We start from the raw sequence: 23,526 nt of genomic DNA, 5'->3' as shown, positions 1-23,526 counted from the left end.
TCGGCAGAAGCCTGGCACAGATCAATCCACGCCGGTTCGGGCAGCATTTACCGGAGCCACTCACCCAAGGGGAACGGATACTCGGTGCGCTGTATCAGAGATTGAGATCTTACCTGATCCCGGTTCACAACCACTGGCAGCATGTCTGACTTTCCCGGGACTGCATCAATACTTATCAGAAAGGCTTACCAGTTAGATATCGAGGACTTCCTTCAGAAGGGTATAGCCTGAGCGGCTTACGGGGACCCTGAACGGCCCTTTAAGAACCACGACCCATGAGCTTTTGCCGTATGGCTCTATCTTTTCGATCAGTCCGGCCTTTACTATATACGACCTGTGCACCCTTATAAACTCATCGCCCGGCAAATGGTTGTCAAAAAACTTCATGGTCTTCTGCTTTATGAACCTGCCGGTTTCGGTGTATATCATCACATAATCATCGAGAGCCTCTATATAGGCTATCTGTTCGACAGGTATCACCCTTATCCTGCCCCCGCTCCTGACCACCACGCGCGAGATGATGCCGGCTGACTTATCGAGGTGGCTCTTAAGCTGTTCAATAACAGGCTTATTCTTTTCACCCAGCCTCTTTACCGCCTTCCCGACGGCCTCCCTGAACCTCTCTTCCGAAAAGGGTTTCAGGAGGTAATCAACCGCATTTATCTCAAAGGCCCTGATAGCATATTGATCATAAGCGGTGGTGAAAATTATCTCAGGAGCATCGTCAAGAAGTTCAAGCATCTCGAAGCCGGTCAGCTTCGGCATCTGCACATCAAGAAAAACCAGGTCGGGTTTAAGCTCCCTGACAGCCTTCAGGGCTGAGAAACCGTCTGCAAACTCTCCGGCCACTTCAATACCCGGATAGCTTTTGAGGTACTCTGTAAGGATACTCCTGGCAAGCTCCTCGTCATCAACTATCAACGCTTTTATCCTCATTATTTGGTATAAACAGGTTTGCAACAAACATTCCGTCCTCCTTCCGCGAAAGCAAAAGGTCATCCCTGCCGTAAAAAAGCCTCATCCTTTCCCGCACATTTTTTAGTCCGATACCGGCCCCGCTCCTTGCAGGGCTCCCGCTGTCAAAATCATTTGAGATACGGATGGCAAGCATGTCTCCTTCTATACGGCACTTCATACTGATGGTTACCGTTCCTGTGCTTTCGTAAACCCCGTGTTTGATCGCATTTTCAACCAAAGGCTGGAGTATAAGATAAGGTACCGGCCGGTTTTCGCATCCCTCGCCCGTATCTATCTCAAATTTCATCCTGCTGCCGAAGCGTACCTTTTCGATCTCAAGGTACCTTTGTACATTGGCAATCTCATCCTTCAGCGGGTTAATCTCACTATCGGCCAGCTTCAGGGAATACCTGAGGAACTCCGAAAGCCTGATGATCATCTCCCTTGCAGCAGCAGGATCACTGAGTGTAAGGGCACTGGCAGAATTGAGAGCGTTGAACATAAAGTGCGGGTTGATCTGTGATTTGAGCATGTTCAGCTCAGCCTCCTTTACCATTGTCTCGAGTCTTGCCTCGTTCCCGGCCTTTTCGGCCAGGTTGCGGGAGTAGACTATCAGGTAATAAACCAGCAAAACCATCACGTACAGAAGAACCCCAAAAACAACGCGGTAAGGCACCGATCCGGCCACTGACCTGATAACCGCCTCATCGTCAAAGAAGAGCTGCCTCATTATAAGGTAGCCCGATGCCAACCAGACACCAACAACCACGATACCCAGGGCTGTGAAGTTGAGGTAAACCGTAACAGTTCTGCGCCCGCTAAGCGGCATGTACCTTACCGGGTACCACATCAGCAGTCCGGTCACCGAAAAGATGAGGTTGAAAACAATGCTGTCGGCCAGCGCCGGGCCTTTATCCAGATTGAAATAATAAACAAGCACACCTGCCTGGACAGCCATTATGAATATCCAGGCAAGTGCGTACAGCAAGAGATTTTTCCTGTTCAGCAGGATCGGGTGCATCTGCTATCAATTAAAGTTGATCAGTTGCCAGACAAAGTTAATCAGTTACCGGGCCGGGCAAATCAGCTTTCAGTTAAAATTGACCAGTTACCGGGCCGGGCAAATCAGCTTTCAGTTAAAATTGACCAGCTCTCCTCCCCCAAATATAGCTACTCCTTTTATAATAAGGGTGCGCGAAGGATCCCTTGTTATTTCGGGCGACTTTATACGCTTGTCGCTGAAGCCGCCGAACACCGCTGCCACATCAACCTTAACGTCCCAGTCCTGCGGCACGATGATCTTCGACCCGCCGAATATCATCACCACCTCAAGCACGTTGTTGCCGGGCGACAGCCTGGACTGCAGCAGGTCATAATTGCCCCCTCCGAAAACATTCACTATCTCACCGCCTTTGAAGTTGGGGGTCTCTATTATCCGGTCATGCCCCCCGAAAACATTGACATCTTCAATAGCATCGCCATTCAGTTTGCTGCCCGAATACCCGAGCCCCCTCCTGAAAGAGCCCTTGAATATTATCAACACTCCCACGACAATAAGCAGTGCCGGCCAGAAAAGCCTGCTTGCGTGAACCGGCAGAATTGTTAATTTAGGGAGCAGGAAAAACACCCCTATAGACAGCAGTATGATCCCTGCAAGCCTTCCGTCGCGCTTGGTCATGAAGACCAGCCCCAGAACGATCAGCAGCATCTGCCATGTAAAAATTATGCCCCTTAACCTGAAGGGTAACAGGTTAAGATGATCAACTATAAGAAGCGCTCCTGCCAAAACAAGCAAAGCGCCGATAAGTGTAACTGCACTTCTGCCGATCTCATGCCTCTTTTCGAAGTCATGCTTCCTGCCCGGGTCATGCATCCTGCCATTGTCATCTATTCTTTCCATTTTGATTTCCTCCTTTTATCTGCCCCGGGCCTGATGGCGCGGGACGTTTGATTATTAAATTTTTTGATATACGCAACAAATGTATGACATCGCCATGCGCGGTAAAAGAGAAAATCGGCGAATGGTGGTTTTTTGCCGGCGAATGTAACGGTTGAGAAAAGCGATCTTATCAACTAAACAGTTACCTTCCAATTATAAATAAAGAACAGGTAAGGTACAACCTTCACCTTTTTGCTGATAAAAACGTTCAGCGCAGGGCCCTGAGGGTTGTCCTGCTGGCCGGGCTGATCCTTAACATAAACCACCCGGAGCGGGCGTATTCTTTCAGCCCGGATGATATTAATTGCCTGATGGTTATACTTACATTTCTGGCACCTTATTTTGTATCGTCATGGTCGTCTGTATCAAGCAGCAGCCCGGTATCATATGCAAAAGCCGATGAAAACGTAGTTCGTATTTCCGCAATATTAACCGTTTTATATAACCGTTACTGCGTTATTGGTCAACAGGATAACCCAGCTCTGGCCTGTTATTAAAATCACCTGTCTCAACCATTTTTTCACTTAGATCCCAGAGTTTCTTTGCGGTGGCCCTGTCGTATGACCTATTTGAGGATTGCACCGGTCTTTTTTTATAAAAATACCTCCCTGTCACCCCTTCAACATCACCAGAAGTTGCAAGATATATTGCCGTTTCTGCACCCTGTTCAGAAGTCTGAAAAAAAGGTTTCAACAGGCGGGTAATAAATGTACCAAAGCCAGTATCTCTGTTTATCCCCATTCTTGTGGCAACTGCACCGGGGTGAAAACAATTTGCGGTAACGCCCGTCCCTTTCAGCCTTTCTGCCAACTCATAAGTAAATAGAATATTCGCTAATTTGGATTGTGCGTAGGCACGCCAAAATTTATAATTTTTCTCAAGATTTATATCTTCAAAATATATCCTGCCTGCTTTATGTGCACCTGAAGTAACATTGATAATTCTTGCAGGAGCACTTGCAATAAGAATGTCCAGCAGCTCAGTGGTTAAAAGAAAGTGGCCAAGGTGATTAACACCAAATTGGAGTTCAAATCCGTCGGATGTTTGATGATACCCGGGCAGAATAACACCTGCATTATTAATAAGCACATTAAGCTGTTTATACTTTCTCTTAAAATTAGAACAAAAATCCCTTATGCTTTTTAAAGAACCTAAATCACAGAGCATAAGTTCCACTGATTTATTTCCACTTAAGGCCCTCACATCCTGAAGGGCCTCTTCTCCACGCTCCTTGCTTCGGCAGGCCATTATTATGACAGCCCCGGTCCTGGCAAGTTCAATGGAAGTCGCTTTCCCTATTCCTGAATTGGCACCCGTAATAACAACAATACTGTTCTTGTCCATATTCCCTTCCTGTTCGATACATAAAGTTAACTTCTTTTATCAAACCCCTGCGTACTATTCCCTGTAAAGGGAATACAAAATACCAATAATAAGATAATCCGTAAATTATTACCAGAACAATCCAGTCATCAATCTTTTTCCAATTGATCCTGTTGCCCCTGCTAATAATACTTTAAGCCGTATGTTGTGAGTCAGACTGGAAATTTGAGTTCTTTATGTCTTAATTCAGGATAATCATAAATTTATCGTGATTTCTTTAACTAAAAACTCTTATAAATTTTCGTATTATTGTCCAGGCGGAAACTCCATGAACCGTTTCCATTGAAAAACACCAATCTATGACCAGATATTCTTCCAAAAAAATGGTTTTGACATTCATTTTTATGGTCTGTTACTCTATTTTTTATGCCCAGAGTTTTGCCGATTTCGAAACTCCTGAAACCACACCACTGGTTGAAAATGGCAATGCCCAGGTTGTAGACAATCCTTTTCAGGATGACATAAACCCCAGCAGTAAAGTGTTGAGGTACGAAAAAGCAGAGGGGAACTGGCATTATGTGGCCATGATTTTCTCCGAGACGATGAACTTCGGCAACAGCACAAAAATGACCTTTAAGGTGCACTCCTCAACACAAGGGCGTGTTTACTACAAGTTCTGGAATGGGTCTTCGGTGGTGACTGAAAGCTGGGCTCACAATTATCACAATATGCCTGAGCCCAATGAATGGGTTGAACTTGAAATTGACGTAAGTACAGCCATGGGAATGCCTTTTACCAGGCTTGAAATAGCTGCCGGGGTTGATAATAACTCTCCAGCTATCGTATATCTTGATGATTTTAAGTTTTCTAATCCTATGGCGGAGGAAGGGTATCCAGTTATTGATTACAAAATTGATCCACTTCTGATATATACTGACAGTACAGTTACTTTTGACGGTTCCGGGTCTTTTGACTGGAACGGACTCGAACTTACCTACAATTGGGATTTTGGAGACGGAAATACCTTATCAACAAGCGAAAACATAGTGACACACCGATATGCATCACCGGGTTCTTATCAGTTTACTCTTGAACTTACAAACACCGGGGGTAAATCGGCATCAGAAAGCACCAACCTGTTTGTTTTTAATTATGGTGAGCTGTTTAGCGGCCTGACCTTTACAAACACAGTATCCGAAGTACATGCAAAAGTGGAAGGAGTATTTCAACTGACAAAAACCTACAGCAATCCATACGATCCGGATATTGTAAAGGTGGATGCTGAGATCATACCACCCGACGGGGAGTCGTACTTTATGCCCGCATTCTATTATATTAAAAGCGTCCCCGACGAGGCTGGTCTATGGGTGAATGATCCAAACTTCCAGTGCTGGAAGGTTCGGTTTACACCTCAGCAGGAAGGGACTTACCAGATTATCATTCATCTGGAAGATGAAGATGGGCAATTCACATCAGAGACTTATGAACTGATGGTTTTCTCATCGCAAAACAAGGGTTTTGTTTATCTCGATCCAGATTTAAAAAACTATTACAGACACTCCACAGGAGAACACTATCTGCCCATTGGCGAAAATGTGGCCTGGAGCATAAAACAGGATAAGATCGCCGATTACCATGATCATATCTCCATGCTGGGGGAAAACAATGCCAATATGTTGCGGTACTGGACTGTTACCTTTGCCTCACAATCTCTGGAAGGACGTAACGGATATTCTTATTACGAAGGTATTGGAAGGTACAGCCAGCAAGCAGCCGGCCTTCTGGACTCTATCTTTGAGCTATGCAGGGAAAACGGTATTCAGATCATGCTAACCATGTTCCAGCACGGCATTCTGTCTGAAAATGTTAACTCCAACTGGGACCTGAACCCTTATAATGTTGCCAATGGAGGATACCTGGACAAACCTGCAGAATTTTTTGGAAATGAGCTGGCAAAAACACACACACGCAACCTGTTTCGCTATTATATAGCCAGATGGGGTTATTCAACAAACTTGTTTGCATGGGAATTCTTCAATGAAGTTGACCTGACAGGCGAACACATGAATAATCCTCCCTCCTGGGTTGATGACGTAGTGGAATGGCATGAGGAAATGGCAATATTCATGAAGGAGCTTGATCCCTATAACCATATCACAACAACCAGTATCAGCGGCTGGCTTGGGCATCCCCTGGTAGCTCCCCTCGGACAAAGCAATGAACTGGATCTTTTCCAGTTTCATACTTATGGGGATAAGGTAACGCAATCTCTACTTCACTATTACAACAACATGCTGGGAATCACCGATCTGCCTCTGATGTGCGGTGAGTTTGGCAAGTCGGGACTTGCCGAAACCGGCGATGAAGTGCGCAATGCTAAATGGGTTACATATTTCAACCATTTTCCAAGCCTTCACTGGAATTGGGACAAAGCCATTGAGCAGGGCTGGTATTCCTACTTTGCCCCGATGGCTGCCTATTTCGAAAATGTTGATCTGGTTGCCCAGGGAAATCCTACCGCTTTCAGCTTTAATGCGAATGTGGAAAACGTGAAAGTTAATGGAATGAAAACCGATGCTGGAAATTTCTATTACTACCTGTATCACGAAAATTTTGAAGAGAATATTTCCGGAGTTGTTCTTGATTTAACAGAATTTCCAATGGGATATTACATGCTCACTATCTATGATCCGGTTACCGGAGACATTTCTGATCCGCAGGTAAAAACCCATATTCCTCCATTTCGAAATCTTTCTGTACCTGAATTCAACAAGGATATTGCTATCAAACTCGAATTTAAGGAAGAGTATATGCATCCGGTAGCATTGGCCGGCAACGATCAAAAACTACCCAAGAACTCTGTTATTGAACTTTCCGGAGAGAAGAGCTTTAATCCCAAAGGCATACCGTTAACAGCATACCAATGGTCGCTGATCACTCAACCAGATGGCAGCAATCTTATCATTGAGGATCCTTCACTTATTGAAATCAGTCTAAACCCCGTTTTTGGCGGTGACTATCGTTTTGCCCTTACAGTAAGTGATGCAGAAGAAACATCTCTGCCAGATACGGTTAACGTTTTTATTACAACACCACCCGTTGCTGTTGCAGGAGAAAATATAACCATTCCTGTTTCTACCGATCATACTCTTGATGGGTCCGCAAGCTTTGATCCTAATGGATTTCCGCTTTCTTACCTGTGGACTCTAGCGGTAAAACCAGAAAACAGCGTGAATGCAAGACTGGATAACGAAAATTCTGTGGACGCTGTCTTCAGTGCTGATGTGCCTGGTATATATAGGATCACCCTGGTGGTAAATGATCAATACCAGGATAGCGAGCCTGATACCATTGATATTACTGCCACAACACCCTCCCATGTTTTTAACCTGGACAAACAGGATGGTTTTAAAATTTATCCAAATCCGGTTAAAGATTTTTTTATTCTGGAAACGAACAGGAATATGGTTGGCAGTTATATGATTGAACTTTTTGATATTTCCGGGAAGGTTGTTTGGAATGATATGATCAGCGAGATGACTGCTGGCTCATCCCGCAGTTATTATTTCCCAAATTCTCTTGAAAGCGGCATATATTTTCTCACGATACAATCTGAAAAGAAATCAAGGTTTTATATTGGCAAAATTATTATTGCTTTTTGATATCTCCGGAACTTTTTTCAGAGATATAAAGAACATTAACAACTAACCCCTTTTTAATCTAAGAAGATGGCAGGCTCTTTTGTTAAGTTTCAAGTACCCATTATTGCTACTTCACTTGCATTTGCTCAATGCCAGCCGGGACCGGATAAAGACCGGACAGATGAACTTATTGGGCAAAGGCCAAACATCCTGTTTTATTTAACCGATGACCAGTCATGGCTTCATACATCTGCAAATGGAGAAAGGCAGGTTCAAACACCCGGATTTGACCGTGTGGTAAAAGAAGGAATACTCTTTGCCAACGCTTTTGCCCCTGCACCATCGTGTGCACCTTGCCGGGCATCCATACTTACAGGAAAGTATCCGTGGCAGATTGCAGAAGGAGCACAGTTGTTTGGCGGTATCCTGAAAGACCCTTCTTTTTCTGGGTGGGTGTAAGCGAACCGCATAGAATATATAAAAAGGGCATCGGGCTTGAATCGGGTATGAATGCAGATTCTGTAAATGTGCCATCATTTCTTCCTGATGTGCATGAGGTAAGATCAGATATTCTGGACTATTTCTATGAGATCAACCATCAGGACAAGCACCTGGTTCGCATGCTCGACATGTTGGAAGCAAGCGGCGAACTTGACAATACAATCATTGTTGTTACCTCAGATAATGGCATGCCTTTCTATAAACTGGCCTTTCATAAAAGGCACGAATATGAGCTCTATTATATTCCTGATGACCCGGAAAACCTTGTAAACCTCGCAAACAAAAAAGAACACCAAAAGATTTTTAACGCACTCAAAGAAAGGCTCAATGGATTTCTCCTTGAAACGCAGGACCCTCGCATATTGGGCACATCAACTTTTGATGAAATGCCCTTTTACTGGTTATGGGGCGATGATGCTCCCAGGCCTGTTGATGCTCAATCGCACCCCAATTTATTTTAATTATCCAAATCTAAAAAATGAATAAAACCATGCCAGAAAAAGATGATATGCAACAGAACTCCATGTTTTCAAATCCATGTGTCAACCTTGCATTACCATTTATTCTACTTCTTACTGTTCTTTCAGGATGCACCACCTGCGAAACAAATAGCATTGGTCTTGTCGATGAAAATGCTACAAAAACCACCCCTTTGTTTTATTCGAAGATGAATTACCTGATCTGTATAGTAAACAATAATTCCAGCAACCTCATTCGCATCGTAAAACAATAATTCTACATTGTTTTACTGATCAAGCCTTTGCGATCTATTCAGGGTGTTGTATTCAATCATAGCTTATGTAAATGGAACGCTATTTATTCACTCAACTGGTAAAAAAAGCGCGAACAGCTTACTTTGAACTGTTTGCGCTCAATTGTTACCGGAACTGCAACCCTGCATGTTCATCAGTTCTCCGGGTTAATCCAGCCTTGTACCTTCTCCATCGAATGAAGCCGAGCCGACGGTTCATTATGTTCTCCGGGTTAATCCAGCTTCTCTTTACCCAGCATCACATCACGGAAGAACCGCCCCGAGCGGGTCGGAGTATAATCCCAGTCCTCTATCAGCATGGGCGACCACTGAGGGTCAAATACCCATGCGACCCATGATATGCCCTTCTCCCTGAAATACCTCATCAGGGTACGGCCATACTCCTCATCACCGATGACCGGGATGTGGGCGCCCCGCTCCTCCTCCTGCATGAAGCCCAGCTCAGTTGCAAAGACCGGGTAGGTGTCGGCGGCAAAGCCAAAATCCTCCTCCCACTTGGGCAGCCATGGCTGGCTCCTTTTCTGGGGATAGGGATGGGTAACGTAGGCAATACCTTCAATATCAAGCGGTGAATGCCTTACCGGGGTAAGGTCATAGCCCCAGTCGAACCCGGCCACAAGCGGTATTGCATCAGGGTTATTGGCAAAGATTATGATGATTATATCGGTAACGATCTCTTTCCACTGCTCCCATGAGACGGCTCCCAGCCTGTCGCTGCTTGTGGTTGGTTCATTGAAGATCTCATAGAAGGCAACAACCGGCTCGCCTGCATATCTTGATGCTATGATGCGCCAGAACTCAAATGTTTCCCGCAATGACGTTTCGTATATATCGCGCGTAAAAAGTTCGGTACGGAGGTTTCCGATGGAGTGCCAGTCAATGATAAGATAGATATCAAACTCCCTTGCCCATTCAACCGCCTGGTCGATCAGTTCAAGGTATGCGTCGGTACCGCGCTCCCTCCACCACATGGGATGTACCGGCAAACGTATCACGTTTGCTCCCCAGTCAGATATTTCCCTGAAGAGCTCCCGGTTCCATTGCCCGATATTCTCCAGCCTGTGGGGATCGGCAACGCTCACTCCCTGGAAGGTCACCGTGTTCCCGTTTTCATCAACAAACCGGTTGCCTTCGACCGAGATCAGGGGAAGGCTTCCCGTTGCCGTTTCAGCTGAAGGTTCTGCCGCAATTGTTGTAAGGGCCGGAATAGCTGAAAATAAGACTGTAGTAATTAGAAATCTGTAGATGCTGATTATCTTCATGAGTACTGAGATTTGGTTGTCACCGTCAAATATAGTAAAACGGTATTCTATTATTCTCTATGTCCTAACAAATATAATACATCTGCCGGTATCAGACCGCTGTTGGAAAAACCGGTTATCTTTGCCTGTGATCAATATTACTTATAACTCACCGTCACCTTAATAGTTTAATCCAAAGATATTTGTGCCTCATGATAATTGTTACATGCGCGATAATCGAAAAAGATGGAATGGTGCTGTGCGCCCAGAGGAGCGGGTCGATGCACCTGCCTTTAAAATGGGAGTTCCCCGGGGGAAAAAAAACAGAGGGTGAAAGTCCCGAGGACTGTCTCAGGCGCGAGATCCAGGAAGAGCTGGGCATAGAAATCGGGATAACCGGTAGACTGGCATCAAATGTACACAGCTACCCTGGCCGCAATCCCTTTGAGCTTGTGCCCTTCAGGTGCCGCATTAAGGAGGGTTCGCCCGTCGCCAGGGAGCACCGGCAGATAAAATGGGTCAGAGTATCTGATCTCCGTTCACTGGACTGGGCCGGGGCAGATATACCGGTTGTGGAAAACTATCTTAGAGAAGGGATATCCTGATAGCTACATTCCAGGTATTTCCTTCACCCTCAAGCGATTCTCTCATCTCTTCAAGGCATTTTATCCACTCATCAACAAACTCACGCGAGTTGTTTAATTCCTCAATCTTAATATATATCTCGGCACTTTCCCTCATGTAGGCAATTTGTTCTTCGGATGTCATGTTGCCCTTTTCTCTCTCGTACTTTTCTTCCCTTTCTTGTACTAAAGCATTTAGGTTAAGTCTAAGATAATAACTTTGAAATATATCTTCAGCGGGAATGCCGGATTTCCACATGCCTCTTACCTGGTTAAATTCTCTACTTATTTCAGTATATTCATCACTGGAGATCAGCCCCCGCGTCTGTGCATCACTCAGTTCACGCAAAGCATCTGTTACACCTCGGAAAACATAATTATAAGAAGTGGAAACTCTAACCCGGTCAAAATCCATACCTACCCGTTTATAATCATACAAATAATCGCCATCTTCTGTCTTCCTGTAATTACCGGCTTCATTGTAGTAATAGGCATGTACATCTTCAACGGGATCATCGGTATAATGCGAACCATATACACTTTCGGTATTGGAGCGATCTCTCTCTGCTGCGCCCGGGTAAACCGTTGCATTTTCAGTTTTTCTTACAATTTTGTCAGGCTTTTCAGACTCGTCTATGGTTTCCCTCGAAGGGACCAGATCTCTAATACGTTCCCTGGATATCCTTTGCGAATGTCCTTCGAAAAAAATACCAAAGGTTAATACGGCCAAAAAAATTACATACTTTTTCATAATCGATTTATTTTGGGGGTTATGAAAACATCATCTCCGGGTAGCAGGCAGAAATAAATAAAACCGTCGAATTAACAAATTGCATGAACGAACGGGCCTGATGCCGCTAATTGGTTTTTACACAAGTTACAAAAAACTTTTTAACTGGCATGACTTTATCGAGAGATAGCGGTATAAATGTGACCGACAACTCCTGAAAAGTGGTTGGTAAAACCACCATGATTACAATACGAAAGGATCAGGAGACGAAAATGTCAGCGGCCGATCAGTGTTCTTGATGGCACACCTTCGAATGTTATCCTGACCGGTTTTATGTTGCCGTCAGCATCGAATTCAAGCCTCTCAATGCAGACTACCCGGTGGTTCCGGTGGGTTTCTTCAAGCGGCCTCCGGTGATAAATGATGTAATACTCATCTTCACCTGGCACCTCCAGAACTGAATGGTGTCCTGCCCCCCTGGCAACTTCGGAATCCTGCTCAAGGATAACGCCTTTTCTCTCGAAAGGGCCGAAAGGATTATCGGATATGGCATAGGCAACCCTGTAGTGAGGGCCGGTCCAGTTTCCTTCCGACCACATGAAGTAGTACTTCCCGTCCCTGATAAACATAAAGGGCCCTTCCACGTAATCTTCCGGTGTAACATCCCGGTAGAGGGTCCCGTCTTCAAAAGGCACCAGGCCGGTAAAATCATCGTTCAGCATGACCACGTTACACCGGCCCCATCCCCCGTAATACATGTAGTATGTCCCGTCGGTATCCTTGAAAACATACTGGTCTATCGGCTGGGCACCATTGACAATTTCCCCGATAAGGGGCTCTCCCAGTAAATCCCTGTAAGGCCCCTCAGGCCGGTCTGAAACGGCAACCCCTATTCCTCCGATATCCCCCTCATACATGTCATTGGCCGCGAAGAAGAAATAATATTTACCGTCCTTTTCAACCGAAGCGGGCGCCCACATGGCGCTGTCTGCCCAACTGACCCCGGTAGTGTCAATGATCCTCTCGTGCCGGGTCCAGTTTACCAGGTCGGGTGAAGAGAAGCAGTCAAAGAAGACCTGGCGGTGATAATAATCAGAATAGGTGGGAAAGATCCAGAATGTATCATTGTAAATGCGGGAGGCAGGGTCGGCATACCAGCCTTCAAAAAGCGGATTGCCGGAGTAAACCGTATCAGGGGCTTCGGCCGGCTGCCTGCAGGATTCAATAACAGGCAGCATGAATAACATTAACAGTATAATTCTCATAAGCGCTTTTTTGAGTTTTAATAATACTTATAACTCCGGGTACCCGGTTGACAAACCTGACTGCAAGTGAGAAAAAAGTTGGTAATTAACATTATTGCCAGACAAAGATAACAGTGCAACCGGGATTTCTCAAAAATAATACAGTTCCAGGACAGTGTGATCATCTAATCCAATTGTCATGAAACCCGCATCATTGCGCCGTGCTAAACCTTCATCCTTTTATTCTCCAATCGAAATGTTCAAATGTTTTCCTAAGCCAGGCTCAACCAATTTGCGGTATGTAGAAATAGGAATATCAATTTATTCACGTTCAATTCTTGAAATTTTGCACAGACTAATTTCCTTACAATTACATCCCTGGATATTCGTATATTTCTCCTGTAAAAAAGTCAAAATTTTGACTTTAAAAAGAAACAAAATTTTGACTTACAGTCGGAACCGCTTCGCTTTCCCATGAAATTTTTTTCATCCGTCTGTGTGTAATTTGGATGAAAAAAATTTCATGTACATTTGTATATAAATTTTCCAGAAGTCCGGTTTACAGGAGAATAAATCATTTCCATAAAACAAATATTATTTTTATATAAACAAAACAGGGAGGCTATAATGATAAATAAGAACCAAAATGATGGAATAAACCGTCGGAAGTTTTTACAGAAGAGTGCAAAGTATGCAGCTTCTGCAATGATTGCGAGTTTAGGAGCATCTAAATTATTTGGTGCCACAAACATTGATCCGACAGAAACCTCCATTGAAAATATTATCCTCAACAACGGCGCAAAAATGCCAATTCTTGGGTTCGGAACTTTGTATCTTAACGGGCCAGTTGGTGAAAAGTGTGTTGCCGATGCAATTTCTCTCGGGTACCGCCTTATTGATACAGCTACGATCTATAACAATGAAGAAGCAGTAGGACAAGGGATCAGGCAGAGCGGAATAAACAGGGAAGAACTATTTGTAACCTCAAAAGTCTGGGTTGACGATTCGGGTTATGAAAACACGATAAAAGCATTTGAAACATCACTTGATAAACTGGGTTTGGATTATTTGGACCTATACCTTATCCATCGGCCCCGTGGTGATGTAAAAGGAACATGGAAAGCAATGGAAGAACTCTATAAGAAAAATAAAATCAGGGCAATCGGAGTCAGTAATTTTGAACCTGACCAGCTAAAAGAGTTGATTGCCAGCAGTCAGATCAGACCAACGGTCAATCAAATTGAAACACACGCATTTTTTCAGCAGCCCGAAGCGTATGAATTTTTAAACAAAAACAAGGTGCAGATGCAAGCCTGGTCTCCTTTTGCACAAGGGCGCAATGGGCTATTTACAAATCAGACGCTCGCATCAATAGGTGAAAAATACAATAAAACCAATGCCCAGGTGAGCCTGAGATGGCATTACCAGAGAGGTATTGTTACCATCCCCCGAACGTCACAAAAGGCACATATGGCTGAGAACCTGAATATATTTGATTTTGAGCTTAATGAGTCCGACATGAGGACTATTTCCGATCTGGATATCAATATCACTCAATTTCCGGAGTGGGAATAAAAATTAACATACGCAATCTTCACCCGGCTTGCCTTTGTCAGATGTCATAATTTATCAGGGGCCATCCCACCCGCCGGGATGCATTAGCCATCAATGTTAACCGGGCGACGGGGCTGTTCGGCAGGTCGGCGGACACATCAGCCGTCAGGATAAAGGGGAACCTCAGACCATCGGGAAGATTTGTCAACAAAACGGCGGACATGGTCGACACGGCGGACACCGCCGTCAATTTTTTTCCCGCTTTCAGCGGGATTTTCGGGGGCCGCTTTTTTCACTTGCGGAAAGATAGTTTTTTGGCGGAAAAGAAATATGACAAAAAACTATGTGTTGTGGACATTAACCTGAAAGTTAATACCAGGCTGGCGAGTTCAGTGGAAAAGTATAAGTTGAACAATAAGGATAACCTGTGGGGTAAATCAATAAATATCATCTATTAATTTAAACCATAAATGAATATTAATCGTTAAATTTGTATAAGATAATGAGAGTAAATATGAATCTTCAATCGAAAAAATTAGAGCTGGTTCAGCTTATATTAAATACAGAAAAACCCACTATCCTTGCCAGGGTTGAAGCTGTGCTAAAAGGAAAAGCTGTCGATTGGTGGGATAAGTTAAGTCCAGAGGAAAAGGAAGCAATAGAAAAAGGTTTATCAGAAGCCGAAAAAGGAGAGCTTATCCCTCACGAAGAGGTAATGAAAGAAGCAAGGGCAAAATATAAGCTGGACTAATGAAGATAAGCTGGACCCCGACAGCAAAAAGGACTTACTTTAAAGTTCTTGACTATTTAGCAGAAAACTGGACCAAAAGGGAAGTTACAAACTTTATGAACGAAGTTGAAAGTTTACTGACCCAGATCACCGACAATCCTGAAATGTTCCAAGCCTCCAGAAAGAAGAAAAATGTCAGAAAAGCCTTGATAACAAAGCACAACACACTTTACTACAGGATAAAACCCAAGAATAAAGAGTTAGAGCTAATCACCTTTTGGGACAACCGCCAGGATCCTAAAAAGATAGCTTACTAAAAGAGCAGGACACCGACCAGAAAATGGAAGATGTCCTGTCATGTCGCAAACTTCTATACGAAGTTCGAACTTTTTTTCAACAAAAAATTCACAGATACAATTAGATATCAACATATTACAGATATTTATCAGGGACCACCCCACCCGTCGGGATGCGTTGGCCATCAATATTAACCGGGCGACGGGGCTGTTCGGCAGGTCGGCGGACACATCAGCCGTCAGGATAAAGGGGAACCTCAGACCATCGGGAAGATTTGTAAACAAAACGGCGGACATGGTCGACACGGCGGGCATCGCCGTCAATTTTTTCCCGCTTTCAGCGGGATTTTCGGGGGGCGCTTTTTTTTATCCAATCGAAATGTTCAAATGTTTTCCTAAGCCAGTTTCAATCAATTTGTGGTATGTAGAAATCTGAATATCGCTTTGTCCACGTTCAATTCTTGAAATATAGCTTTTCTTTGTTCCAGTCTTTTCAGCAAGTTCTTCTTGAGTCACGTTTGCTTCTTTTCTTGCTTCTTTTAGCATTACTCCCAATCTGAATGCTAAAGAATCAGCATCATACTTATCTCTTGATGGAGTTCCTTTTTCTCCATACTTTTCTTTTAATAAGTCTTCAAAATCAGTCACATTTTTCATCTTATCGTCCTCCATATTTTTCAATCAAGTAATCTTTTTTTAATTTCTCAGCCATTTTTATCTCCTTTTCAGGAATCTTCTGAGTCTTTTTAAGAAAACAATTTGTCAGTACAACAAGGTCTCCTTTGTCTTGGAAGCACAAAATCCTAATATTTTTAAATGTCGTTATTACTCGAACTTCCCAAATCCCATCGGTATTTCCAAGTAACTTGTAAAATTTCCTTGGGACTTGTCTTTCAAATCTTACTAAGTCCAGCACATACTCGATTTTCTCCTGAATCTTTAAATCCTGACTTTTGTAGAAATCACCAAAGTTATCTTTGTATGCAATTATCTTTCTTGTCATCACACAAAGTTAACTAATTGGTTTACTTTTTCAAAATAAAATCAAGATTATTTTTAAGCAGTGAGGCTCTCTTGCTATTGCAGGCAACTCTGTTATAAAGGAAAGCCATAAATCCCTTTCGTAAAGTAGCTCATATATACTCTTTCATTACCTTTAAAAAGGTAGATAACGATATTGGTGTCCCCCAAGGGGCCATTCCCACTCATCCCTTTATTTTTTCTGATATTGCAACGGATTAATATACTGAAATCGAACTTATCCCATGTAATAAAGAAAAAGACAACCTGCTAAATCAGCAGGCTGTCTTGTCAAGTCGGGTGGCAGATTACCTTGCGGTGATCTTGATAATTTGATATGCCTAAACAAACAAAAGCCTTTTTCGCTTCGCGAAAAAATACCCTATTACTATGTGCCTCCTGAAACAAGTTTCGGAGGCACATAGCAAAAAGCCCGTCTGTTATTAACAGACAGGCTTTTGTTTGTTTGTCGGGGTGGCAAGATTCGAACTTGCGACCTCCTGCTCCCAAAGCAGGCGCGCTAACCGGGCTACGCTACACCCCGAATGTTTCCGGTCCGGGTTAAAAGATAAAGAGCACCGCAGGTACTGATGCTCTGTCACATTTCGTTGTTCCCGGAACGTGGCGGAGAGAGGGGGATTCGAACCCCCGGTACCCTTATTCGGGTACGGCAGTTTAGCAAACTGCTGGTTTCAGCCACTCACCCACCTCTCCATAAAAGCAGCACAAAAGTATAAAAAGCAATCAACATGTCAAAATAATATCTGAAAATAGGGGCCGGAATAATTGCCTGGTGTACGTTATCGGTCACCGGAGTTCGTTTTTGTACAGAAATGGCAGTGGTAAAAGCACCTGTAGGGGAGCATTAAATACTGACAAACTGAAGATTACACGATATGGCATCAGGTTTGACTAATAATACTGTAATTGTCATTGTCTAAAAAATTACTACGATGGAAACTGTAAGATATTACCGGAATGCGATGTTTGGAATAATAGCAGCATTGGCAATGCTAAGTGCAGGTTGCAACGATCCTTTCATGTACAATTTTGTTCGTGGCTGCGGCAACCTTACCACAGAAATGAGAGATGCAGGCGAATTTAACTCGGTTGACCTTAAAATAGCGGCTGATGTGATAATCTATGAGGACGACGCAAATTCAATCCTGATAGAGGCCGACAGGAACCTAATGCCATACCTGGCTGCCGATATGGCCGGCAGAACCCTGCACCTCCAGAGCAGGAAGAGCATAAGACAGAGCAGCAACAGGATTACCATTTACATAGGGATGCCCTCGGTGAGCCGGCTGTGCGTCTCAGGATCAGGCAGCATAACGGCAGAAGATATTATTGATGCTGAAGATCTTGAACTCAGTATTTCAGGTTCGGGAAGTATTACCACTACAGTAAACACTGACTTGCTGCGATCGAAAATCAACGGATCGGGCAACCTTATCATTGACGGCGTCTCGCCGGTACACAAGATAGAGATTAAAGGATCGGGCAAGGTGAAGGCACGGGGGCTTCAAAACGACATATGCGAAATATCGGTTATGGGCTCGGGCAACAGCTATGTGCGCGTCGATTCAATACTAAATGCTGAGATAGCCGGTAGCGGCGACATATATGTAAGCGGATCACCGCGGATAAATGCCAGGGTTAACGGAACCGGGAAGATAATCGAGTTGCCGGTAAAATAATCCCGCCCCCTGTCGAATGACTGTTTCAGGCCAGCTGGCGATCCGGTTTCAGATGCGGGATATAATTGCACCAGGCATCAGTGATATGGCTTCCCCACCGGGATCAGGTAGAGCGGGTCTTCGTTGGCCGGAAGATCAAGGACCGACTTGACCTGGTCGTCATTAAAGGCTCCTACGATAACTGATCCAAGTCCGTAAGTTATTGCCTGCAGGCATATGTTCTGCCCGGCGTGCCCAACCTCCATATGTACGTAACGAACGGCGCGTTCGCCGTAACGGCCTGCCGTCCGCTCATAATCAGCCGTTATGATGAACACGGCCGGGGCATTCCTTACCTGGCCCTGTCCGAGTGCGGCTTCTGCAAGCTCGCTGCGCAGATCGCTGCCTGAAACCTGCTCCAGCCGGTGTCCGTCAGGCACATACCTGTAAAGTCCGGCATCGAGGCCGGTTACCTTGCCGGCTGCAACATAAAGTTCAAGGGGGAAGGTGGCTCCGGCAGATGGTGCGGTACGGAATCCCTGTGACTCCAGGGTTATTCCCTGGGCTGCCCAGAGCATCTGAGAAACCCATTCCAGTTCGAGGGGCTCATCCAGGTAACGGCGCACTGAACGCCTTTCTTTCAGTGTCTCCTCGAGGCTTAATGCCCCCTTCAGATTTGGAGGGGGCAGATTAACAGTTTCTGTCTGCATGGCTTCATCTTCATTTGGTTCGGGTTTATCAAAAACGGTGCATACTGATGAGAGGAAAAGCCAGACAATCAGCGCCGGCAGAAAGACTCTCGGTGGGATCAGGTATTTTTCCATGGCTACCATTGTTTGTGAGTATGTTTGTCTTGCAAATTACTGAATAGGCAACAATTTGTCAAATATAAGGTCTCCTGAATGAGTTTTGTACCTTTAAAAAAATCTGTCTGCCGATATTGCGTTATATAAGAGACGTGAAAAAAAGCCACATTATTATGCAGAATGCATTTGAAAATCTGGGAATGGTAGTTAACGGCATGCTCTTCCTGTCTCCCCGCGAAGCACTTGAGGCATCGGAAAAGGGAGCCGTATTTGTCGATATCAGGGAGGATTATGAAACAGGGTACAAGGCTTTTGCGGTGGAAGAGGTGATATACCTGCCATTTCACAGCTTTAAAGACCGGGTCTCAGAACTGCCCGCTGACAAATATTTTGTTGTGGCCGATTCGGTGGGCAACAAGCTCCGGCAGGCCATTGATATACTCTCCGGCCAGGGATTCAAAAATATTGCGGGACTTAACGGTGGCATATTCGACTGGGAAAGGGACGGGCTTCCCATGAAGTTTGACAGACAGGAATCCCTTACCGGCTCGTGCACCTGCACACTCAAACCAAGAAAGAATTTCAGCAGCCGGAACTGATCGGAAGGTTAACTGTCAGCATATATCACCGCACCATACGAAAAAACGGGAAGGATGACCTTCCCGTTTTTATTAATGTGTATAGTCTCAAGCTTACTTCTTCTTGTTGTCGGAGTCGGGCGACTTCGAGATCGAGTCGCGCATACCGGTATCAGCCTCTATATTCTTCAGCTTCATGTAATCCATAACTCCCATATTACCCGCTCTGAAGGCATCTGACATAGCTTTGGGGACCTCGGCCTCGGCTTCGATAACTTTGGCACGCATCTCCTGGGCAAGAGCCTTGTTCTCCTGCTCGAGCGCAACAGCCATGGCACGTCGCTCCTCGGCCTTGGCCTGGGCAATATTCTTGTCGGCATTGGCCTGGTCCATCTGCAGCACTGCACCAATGTTCTTGCCTATGTCAATATCGGCAATGTCGATAGAGAGTATCTCAAATGCCGTTCCGGCGTCAAGCCCTTTTGACAGTACAACCTTGGATATGGAATCCGGATTTTCAAGCACCGCTTTATGCGATGCAGCCGAACCAATTGATGATACAACACCCTCGCCTACCCTGGCAAGAACAGTTTCCTCTCCTGCTCCACCAACAAGCTGCTTGATATTGGCACGAACGGTAACCCTGGCTTTTGCAATAAGCTGAATACCGTCTTTGGCAACTGCAGCTACCGGGGGCGTATCAATCACCTTGGGATTAACCGACATCTGCACGGCATGGAACACATCCCTCCCTGCAAGGTCGATGGCGGTTGCCGATTTGAAGTCCAGGGGAATGTTCGCCTTATCGGCGGAAATGAGAGCATTGACCACGTTTATAACATTACCTCCTGCCAGGTAGTGAGCCTCAAGCTGGTCGCGCGTAAGCGTAAGCCCGGCTTTGGTTGAGTTGATCATCGCCTTCACGATGACTGAAGGGGGCACCTTCCTCCACCTCATAAATATCAGCTGGATCAGTGATACCCGTACTCCCGAAAGGAGCGCCGAGAACCACATCCCCACCGGGATGAAGTAAAGTATTACCCAGAGTCCTACAAGTGACCCTACCAGTATAAAAATGTAAATTCCAATTTCTTCCATAATTACTATTCATTAGTTGGTTTAACAATAAGTTTGTCGCTTAGCACCTTCACTACCGTGATAGCGGTGTTGGAGTTGATAATATTGTCGTCCGATTTTGCATCGTAATATTCATTGTTGATCATCACTTTGCCTATTGGGGCAAGGCGGGTTGCTGCAATGCCGGTATCGCCCGCTTTAACAGTTTCTTCGTTTACAATGTTCACCCTTCCCTCAAGTTTCGATTCAAGCATTGTTCGTCGCCAGGTACGGGATTTGAGTGAATAATATACACTCAGGAACATGAACAGGACCGATCCGAGCAGAACGTAGTTTCCCGTTGAGGTATCGTATAGCTCATATGAAAGGTAGATACCCGTCCCTATGCACAAAACACCTCCTATACCGGCAATGGTTATGCCCGGGGCAACCAGAAACTCGACCCACAGCAGCACGATGCCGAGTAATATAATAAGTATAATGCCGGTAAGTGACATATTACAGAATATTAATCAATAGTAACCTTAAGGCCTTTATCGGCCATTGCCCTCCTGTATGGAAGCAATTTGGCGTAACCACCCCTGAGTATATCGCATTTGCCCTTGAAATGAACAAGCCAGGTGCATTGCTCGGCCTGCAACATATCGTGACCGCACACTTCGATCAGGCAATCTGTTACATAGTTAAAAGTATGCACATCATCATTGTGCAATACCAGCATACGCCTCGCTACTTTTCCACCCTTTCTTTTATCACCGGGGGTGTTCCTTGTATATGTTCCTTCTCCTCCTGCCATTTCGAATTAATGTTTACTTCTTTAGCAACCGTTACCGGAGCTGTTTGTTCAGTATACTGCCCGCCTCTTCCATGCTGATACGAATATCTTCCCTGTATGCAACCAGGAAGGCATCGGGAACTCCCCCCTGCCTGAACCTGTCGCGCACGGCAACAGCCTCCTCAAAAGTATTAAAATTTCCGGTAGTATATACATAGAGTCCCCTGTTATTTACAGTATATTCGACTTTTTTGGTGCCGGCCATCCTTTGCCACCGTTCATATACATCTCTGTCAACCATCCTGCTGAAAACACCTATCTGCAATCTGAATGTAACAATGGCAACCCTTTCGGGTTCAGTGGGAGGTTCCTGCGGCCGGGGCCGGGATATAGATTCAGTTTCTTTGGCGGCAGTTTCCCGTGCAGAAGCCTCTTTGGCAGGGGCCTCCCGGGCAGCAGCCTCTCTTTCGACAGTTTCCCTTGCAGTATCCTCTTTCGCAGCAGATTCTTTTGCAGCAGCCTCCCGGGCGGCGGCATCCCTGGCAGCAGCTTCAGCGGCTGACCGCTCCATCTGCTGTGCCCTGATTACCGGTATACGCGACCCGTTATTGTAAGCCACAATGAAGGCATCTGTAAAGCCCTGCCTGTTAATCTCTGTAAGTCCCCGCTCAGCCTCACTGTGTGTCCTGAACAATCCCGCACTGTACCTTGCGGTGTGCGCACCTGCTTCATATTCCGCCAAAAGTGGCGTGAGGCCGCCAAAAAGCGATGGAGCCGTTCCTGCATTGAAGATGCCGAGCTGCACACTGTATGCAAGTCCCCCGGGCAACACCGGGTTCTCAGGTATGGGATTCTGTTCTGAATATGGTGTCCCGGGAAGTACCGAAAAACCGAAATCGACTGAACGCCTGACAGCCGTTCCCGGAGTTTCCGGCACAGTACCGCGCGAAGCACGTGACAGTGCGGCTGCAGTATCAATGCGCCCGTCGGTGCTGCGTGGTACGCCATCAGCTGCTGTTTCGGTGACTGCCGTGTAGGCGGCCATGGCATTCTCAAGCTCATCAAAGGCTGCTAACTCTTCTGCGTAAGCCTTTAGCAAATATTCATTCCGGTACTTTCCGCTGCGAAGGTCAGACATCATATCCCTGAGAGATCCTGCCTGACGGAAACTTTCTTCAGCCAGCTTCTGGTGGTCCATACCTCTCCTTACCATTTCCCGGTCCTTCTGTTCCTCACGCAGCTCCTCCAGAAACCTCAATGCAGCGGTATAACGCAGATAATGCGTTTTACTGAACACCTTAATTGCGTCGGACTGGAGATTAATTACCTCCTCGTCTATCTCATCAATCCTCTGCTCAATCCTCCGCCTGTCTCTCCTTGATACACCTGCTTCAAGCTGCCTCTCCAGCCTGTTCTTTTCATCGTTCATATCAGAAACCCTCCACTTCAGATACTCAGCCCGGGCAAATTCATCTTCGAGGTCTGCAGCCCGGGAAAGCTCGCCTCGTGTAAGCCAGGGACTGATATCCTTGTTGCCAAGGATAAGAAATGGTACAGGTAACTGGTCACCCTCATCTTGCAGGGGCGTAGCGGGGACAGGTGATGGATTTTCTTCAGGTACAGGGGAATTCTGCCGGGCCGTGCTGCCCTGAGAGACTGGCACACCGGCACTGCCTGAAGCTGTCATTCTGATCTCTAATGCCCTTGCCTGCGTGTAGAGGCTGTCAGCCCTTCCCTGAACCCTGGAGGATTCCCTTTCAAGCGAAAAAATAGTACTCTCCAGCTGTCTCCTGCTTCCTTCATCGCCGATAAAGGCAAGCTCCCTTCTTTTCTGATTGGCCGAACGCGAAAGAGAGTCGGCACGCACCTGGTATCGGAGAGCGCCGTTTATGTAGTCCTCATACTGCTGCTCAATGGCGCTGGCAGGTTGGCCTGAGGCTCCCTGCTGCCCAATAACAGGGTAGCTGCCGGCATACAAAAGCATGAAAAGCGAGGCAATAATAATGTTATGCTTCATTTCCCGGTATTTAAAATAGCTAA

24 protein-coding genes, 2 tRNA genes and 1 pseudogene are annotated in these 23,526 nt (G+C 45.4%); 10 read left to right on the top strand and 17 right to left on the bottom strand.

Going from position 1 to position 23,526, the window contains the following annotated elements; translation table 11 throughout:
* Positions 1-192: 192 nt before the first annotated feature.
* From EA408_05610 to EA408_05595, 4 genes are all read right to left on the bottom strand, one after another.
* A complete protein-coding gene (locus tag EA408_05610) occupies positions 193-936 on the bottom strand; it encodes a response regulator (GenBank protein TVR73102.1) in 744 nt (247 codons plus the stop codon).
* Positions 911-1,978, bottom strand: coding sequence for a hypothetical protein (locus tag EA408_05605; protein TVR73101.1), 1,068 nt, complete (start codon positions 1,976-1,978; stop codon positions 911-913). The genes EA408_05610 and EA408_05605 overlap by 26 nt, the downstream gene beginning before the upstream one ends.
* A gap of 111 nt (positions 1,979-2,089) precedes the next feature.
* On the bottom strand, positions 2,090-2,857 hold the full coding sequence (locus EA408_05600; GenBank protein TVR73100.1) for a hypothetical protein: 768 nt from the start codon (positions 2,855-2,857) through the stop codon (positions 2,090-2,092).
* A gap of 495 nt (positions 2,858-3,352) precedes the next feature.
* The gene (locus EA408_05595; protein TVR73099.1) at positions 3,353-4,240 is read right to left on the bottom strand and encodes an SDR family oxidoreductase; all 888 of its coding nucleotides are present in this window, start codon (positions 4,238-4,240) and stop codon (positions 3,353-3,355) included.
* Positions 4,241-4,578: 338 nt separating this feature from the next.
* Between EA408_05595 and EA408_05590 the strand changes: the two genes are divergently transcribed.
* From EA408_05590 to EA408_05580, 3 genes are all read left to right on the top strand, one after another.
* A complete protein-coding gene (locus tag EA408_05590) occupies positions 4,579-7,881 on the top strand; it encodes a PKD domain-containing protein (GenBank protein TVR73098.1) in 3,303 nt (1,100 codons plus the stop codon).
* A 66-nt stretch (positions 7,882-7,947) separates the two neighbouring features.
* The gene (locus tag EA408_05585; protein TVR73097.1) at positions 7,948-8,319 is read left to right on the top strand and encodes a hypothetical protein; all 372 of its coding nucleotides are present in this window, start codon (positions 7,948-7,950) and stop codon (positions 8,317-8,319) included.
* Complete coding sequence (locus EA408_05580) at positions 8,202-8,822, top strand: hypothetical protein (protein TVR73096.1); 621 nt, start codon at positions 8,202-8,204, stop codon at positions 8,820-8,822. Before EA408_05585 ends, EA408_05580 begins: the two co-directional genes overlap by 118 nt.
* A 523-nt stretch (positions 8,823-9,345) precedes the next feature.
* On the opposite strand, the gene EA408_05575 is transcribed toward EA408_05580, so the two are convergent.
* On the bottom strand, positions 9,346-10,395 hold the full coding sequence (locus EA408_05575) for a glycoside hydrolase family 5 protein (protein TVR73095.1): 1,050 nt from the start codon (positions 10,393-10,395) through the stop codon (positions 9,346-9,348).
* Positions 10,396-10,586: 191 nt separating this feature from the next.
* Here EA408_05575 and EA408_05570 point away from each other — a divergent pair, with 191 nt between their 5' ends.
* On the top strand, positions 10,587-10,979 hold the full coding sequence (locus EA408_05570; GenBank protein ID TVR73094.1) for a (deoxy)nucleoside triphosphate pyrophosphohydrolase: 393 nt from the start codon (positions 10,587-10,589) through the stop codon (positions 10,977-10,979).
* Here the strand turns inward: EA408_05570 and EA408_05565 are convergent.
* The 3 genes and pseudogenes from EA408_05565 to EA408_05555 form a co-directional block, all read right to left on the bottom strand.
* Positions 10,960-11,748, bottom strand: a complete 789-nt coding sequence (locus EA408_05565; GenBank protein ID TVR73093.1) for a hypothetical protein — start codon at positions 11,746-11,748, stop codon at positions 10,960-10,962. The two genes, EA408_05570 and EA408_05565, sit on opposite strands and share 20 nt — an antisense overlap.
* A gap of 254 nt (positions 11,749-12,002) precedes the next feature.
* The gene (locus EA408_05560; GenBank protein TVR73092.1) at positions 12,003-12,992 is read right to left on the bottom strand and encodes an arabinan endo-1,5-alpha-L-arabinosidase; all 990 of its coding nucleotides are present in this window, start codon (positions 12,990-12,992) and stop codon (positions 12,003-12,005) included.
* 219 nt (positions 12,993-13,211) lie between these two features.
* A pseudogene (locus EA408_05555) lies at positions 13,212-13,316 on the bottom strand (transcriptional regulator).
* 282 nt (positions 13,317-13,598) lie between these two features.
* On the opposite strand from EA408_05555, the gene EA408_05550 reads away from it, so the two are divergent.
* The 4 genes from EA408_05550 (at position 13,599) to EA408_05535 (ending at position 15,572) form a co-directional block, all read left to right on the top strand.
* Complete coding sequence (locus tag EA408_05550) at positions 13,599-14,546, top strand: aldo/keto reductase (GenBank protein ID TVR73091.1); 948 nt, start codon at positions 13,599-13,601, stop codon at positions 14,544-14,546.
* Between the two features lie 200 nt (positions 14,547-14,746).
* Complete coding sequence (locus EA408_05545; protein TVR73090.1) at positions 14,747-14,983, top strand: hypothetical protein; 237 nt, start codon at positions 14,747-14,749, stop codon at positions 14,981-14,983.
* Between the two features lie 44 nt (positions 14,984-15,027).
* On the top strand, positions 15,028-15,276 hold the full coding sequence (locus EA408_05540; protein ID TVR73089.1) for a hypothetical protein: 249 nt from the start codon (positions 15,028-15,030) through the stop codon (positions 15,274-15,276).
* Positions 15,276-15,572 (top strand): type II toxin-antitoxin system RelE/ParE family toxin, encoded by a 297-nt coding sequence (locus EA408_05535; protein TVR73088.1) that lies wholly within the window; start codon positions 15,276-15,278, stop codon positions 15,570-15,572. Before EA408_05540 ends, EA408_05535 begins: the two co-directional genes overlap by 1 nt.
* Positions 15,573-15,917: 345 nt before the next feature.
* On the opposite strand, the gene EA408_05530 is transcribed toward EA408_05535, so the two are convergent.
* The 4 genes from EA408_05530 to EA408_05515 form a co-directional block, all read right to left on the bottom strand.
* The gene (locus tag EA408_05530; protein ID TVR73106.1) at positions 15,918-16,208 is read right to left on the bottom strand and encodes an XRE family transcriptional regulator; all 291 of its coding nucleotides are present in this window, start codon (positions 16,206-16,208) and stop codon (positions 15,918-15,920) included.
* Position 16,209: 1 nt separating this feature from the next.
* Entirely contained in the window at positions 16,210-16,554 is a 345-nt protein-coding gene (locus EA408_05525; protein ID TVR73087.1) for a type II toxin-antitoxin system RelE/ParE family toxin, read from the bottom strand.
* Positions 16,555-17,037: 483 nt separating this feature from the next.
* Positions 17,038-17,115, bottom strand: a tRNA-Pro gene (locus EA408_05520).
* A 78-nt stretch (positions 17,116-17,193) separates the two neighbouring features.
* Positions 17,194-17,285: transfer RNA gene (locus EA408_05515), tRNA-Ser, on the bottom strand.
* 239 nt (positions 17,286-17,524) lie between these two features.
* On the opposite strand from EA408_05515, the gene EA408_05510 reads away from it, so the two are divergent.
* Positions 17,525-18,271: a DUF2807 domain-containing protein gene (locus tag EA408_05510; protein ID TVR73086.1), complete on the top strand. Its 747-nt coding sequence runs from the start codon at positions 17,525-17,527 to the stop codon at positions 18,269-18,271.
* A gap of 77 nt (positions 18,272-18,348) precedes the next feature.
* Here the strand turns inward: EA408_05510 and EA408_05505 are convergent, their stop codons facing one another.
* A complete protein-coding gene (locus tag EA408_05505; GenBank protein ID TVR73105.1) occupies positions 18,349-18,960 on the bottom strand; it encodes a SagB/ThcOx family dehydrogenase in 612 nt (203 codons plus the stop codon).
* Positions 18,961-19,229: 269 nt separating this feature from the next.
* Here EA408_05505 and EA408_05500 point away from each other — a divergent pair, with 269 nt between their 5' ends.
* Positions 19,230-19,655: a rhodanese-like domain-containing protein gene (locus EA408_05500; GenBank protein TVR73085.1), complete on the top strand. Its 426-nt coding sequence runs from the start codon at positions 19,230-19,232 to the stop codon at positions 19,653-19,655.
* Positions 19,656-19,748: 93 nt separating this feature from the next.
* Here EA408_05500 and EA408_05495 read toward each other — a convergent pair whose 3' ends face one another.
* The 4 genes from EA408_05495 to EA408_05480 all read right to left on the bottom strand — a co-directional run bounded on the left by EA408_05495 (position 19,749) and on the right by EA408_05480 (position 23,503).
* Entirely contained in the window at positions 19,749-20,732 is a 984-nt protein-coding gene (locus tag EA408_05495; GenBank protein TVR73084.1) for a UPF0365 family protein, read from the bottom strand.
* A gap of 5 nt (positions 20,733-20,737) precedes the next feature.
* Positions 20,738-21,208 carry a hypothetical protein gene (locus tag EA408_05490; protein TVR73083.1) on the bottom strand — a complete coding sequence of 157 codons (471 nt, stop codon included), beginning with the start codon at positions 21,206-21,208 and terminating at the stop codon, positions 20,738-20,740.
* A gap of 11 nt (positions 21,209-21,219) precedes the next feature.
* A complete protein-coding gene (locus tag EA408_05485; GenBank protein TVR73104.1) occupies positions 21,220-21,432 on the bottom strand; it encodes an ATP-dependent Clp protease adaptor ClpS in 213 nt (70 codons plus the stop codon).
* Between the two features lie 106 nt (positions 21,433-21,538).
* Positions 21,539-23,503 (bottom strand): SPOR domain-containing protein, encoded by a 1,965-nt coding sequence (locus EA408_05480; protein TVR73082.1) that lies wholly within the window; start codon positions 23,501-23,503, stop codon positions 21,539-21,541.
* Positions 23,504-23,526: the final 23 nt, after the last annotated feature.

It is taken from the genome of Marinilabiliales bacterium (assembly GCA_007695015.1).
Taxonomy (GTDB): Bacteria; Bacteroidota; Bacteroidia; order Bacteroidales; family PUMT01; genus PXAP01.
The sequence above is the reverse complement of the archived record's forward strand: the minus strand, read 5'-3'. Positions and strand labels throughout refer to the sequence as shown.

Coding starts and splice junctions, on each gene's coding strand:
- EA408_05585 (TVR73097.1), top strand. CDS start 7,948: ATGGCAGGCTCTTTTGTTAAGTTTCAAGTACCCATTATTGCTACTTCA.
- EA408_05490 (TVR73083.1), bottom strand. CDS start 21,208: ATGTCACTTACCGGCATTATACTTATTATATTACTCGGCATCGTGCTG.
- EA408_05480 (TVR73082.1), bottom strand. CDS start 23,503: ATGAAGCATAACATTATTATTGCCTCGCTTTTCATGCTTTTGTATGCC.
- EA408_05605 (TVR73101.1), bottom strand. CDS start 1,978: ATGCACCCGATCCTGCTGAACAGGAAAAATCTCTTGCTGTACGCACTT.
- EA408_05495 (TVR73084.1), bottom strand. CDS start 20,732: ATGGAAGAAATTGGAATTTACATTTTTATACTGGTAGGGTCACTTGTA.
- EA408_05565 (TVR73093.1), bottom strand. CDS start 11,748: ATGAAAAAGTATGTAATTTTTTTGGCCGTATTAACCTTTGGTATTTTT.
- EA408_05550 (TVR73091.1), top strand. CDS start 13,599: ATGATAAATAAGAACCAAAATGATGGAATAAACCGTCGGAAGTTTTTA.
- EA408_05545 (TVR73090.1), top strand. CDS start 14,747: ATGGTCGACACGGCGGACACCGCCGTCAATTTTTTTCCCGCTTTCAGC.
- EA408_05500 (TVR73085.1), top strand. CDS start 19,230: ATGCAGAATGCATTTGAAAATCTGGGAATGGTAGTTAACGGCATGCTC.
- EA408_05505 (TVR73105.1), bottom strand. CDS start 18,960: ATGCAGACAGAAACTGTTAATCTGCCCCCTCCAAATCTGAAGGGGGCA.
- EA408_05595 (TVR73099.1), bottom strand. CDS start 4,240: ATGGACAAGAACAGTATTGTTGTTATTACGGGTGCCAATTCAGGAATA.
- EA408_05535 (TVR73088.1), top strand. CDS start 15,276: ATGAAGATAAGCTGGACCCCGACAGCAAAAAGGACTTACTTTAAAGTT.
- EA408_05540 (TVR73089.1), top strand. CDS start 15,028: ATGAGAGTAAATATGAATCTTCAATCGAAAAAATTAGAGCTGGTTCAG.
- EA408_05575 (TVR73095.1), bottom strand. CDS start 10,395: ATGAAGATAATCAGCATCTACAGATTTCTAATTACTACAGTCTTATTT.
- EA408_05485 (TVR73104.1), bottom strand. CDS start 21,432: ATGCTGGTATTGCACAATGATGATGTGCATACTTTTAACTATGTAACA.
- EA408_05560 (TVR73092.1), bottom strand. CDS start 12,992: ATGAGAATTATACTGTTAATGTTATTCATGCTGCCTGTTATTGAATCC.
- EA408_05530 (TVR73106.1), bottom strand. CDS start 16,208: ATGAAAAATGTGACTGATTTTGAAGACTTATTAAAAGAAAAGTATGGA.
- EA408_05525 (TVR73087.1), bottom strand. CDS start 16,554: ATGACAAGAAAGATAATTGCATACAAAGATAACTTTGGTGATTTCTAC.
- EA408_05570 (TVR73094.1), top strand. CDS start 10,587: ATGATAATTGTTACATGCGCGATAATCGAAAAAGATGGAATGGTGCTG.
- EA408_05610 (TVR73102.1), bottom strand. CDS start 936: ATGAGGATAAAAGCGTTGATAGTTGATGACGAGGAGCTTGCCAGGAGT.
- EA408_05510 (TVR73086.1), top strand. CDS start 17,525: ATGGAAACTGTAAGATATTACCGGAATGCGATGTTTGGAATAATAGCA.
- EA408_05590 (TVR73098.1), top strand. CDS start 4,579: ATGACCAGATATTCTTCCAAAAAAATGGTTTTGACATTCATTTTTATG.
- EA408_05600 (TVR73100.1), bottom strand. CDS start 2,857: ATGGAAAGAATAGATGACAATGGCAGGATGCATGACCCGGGCAGGAAG.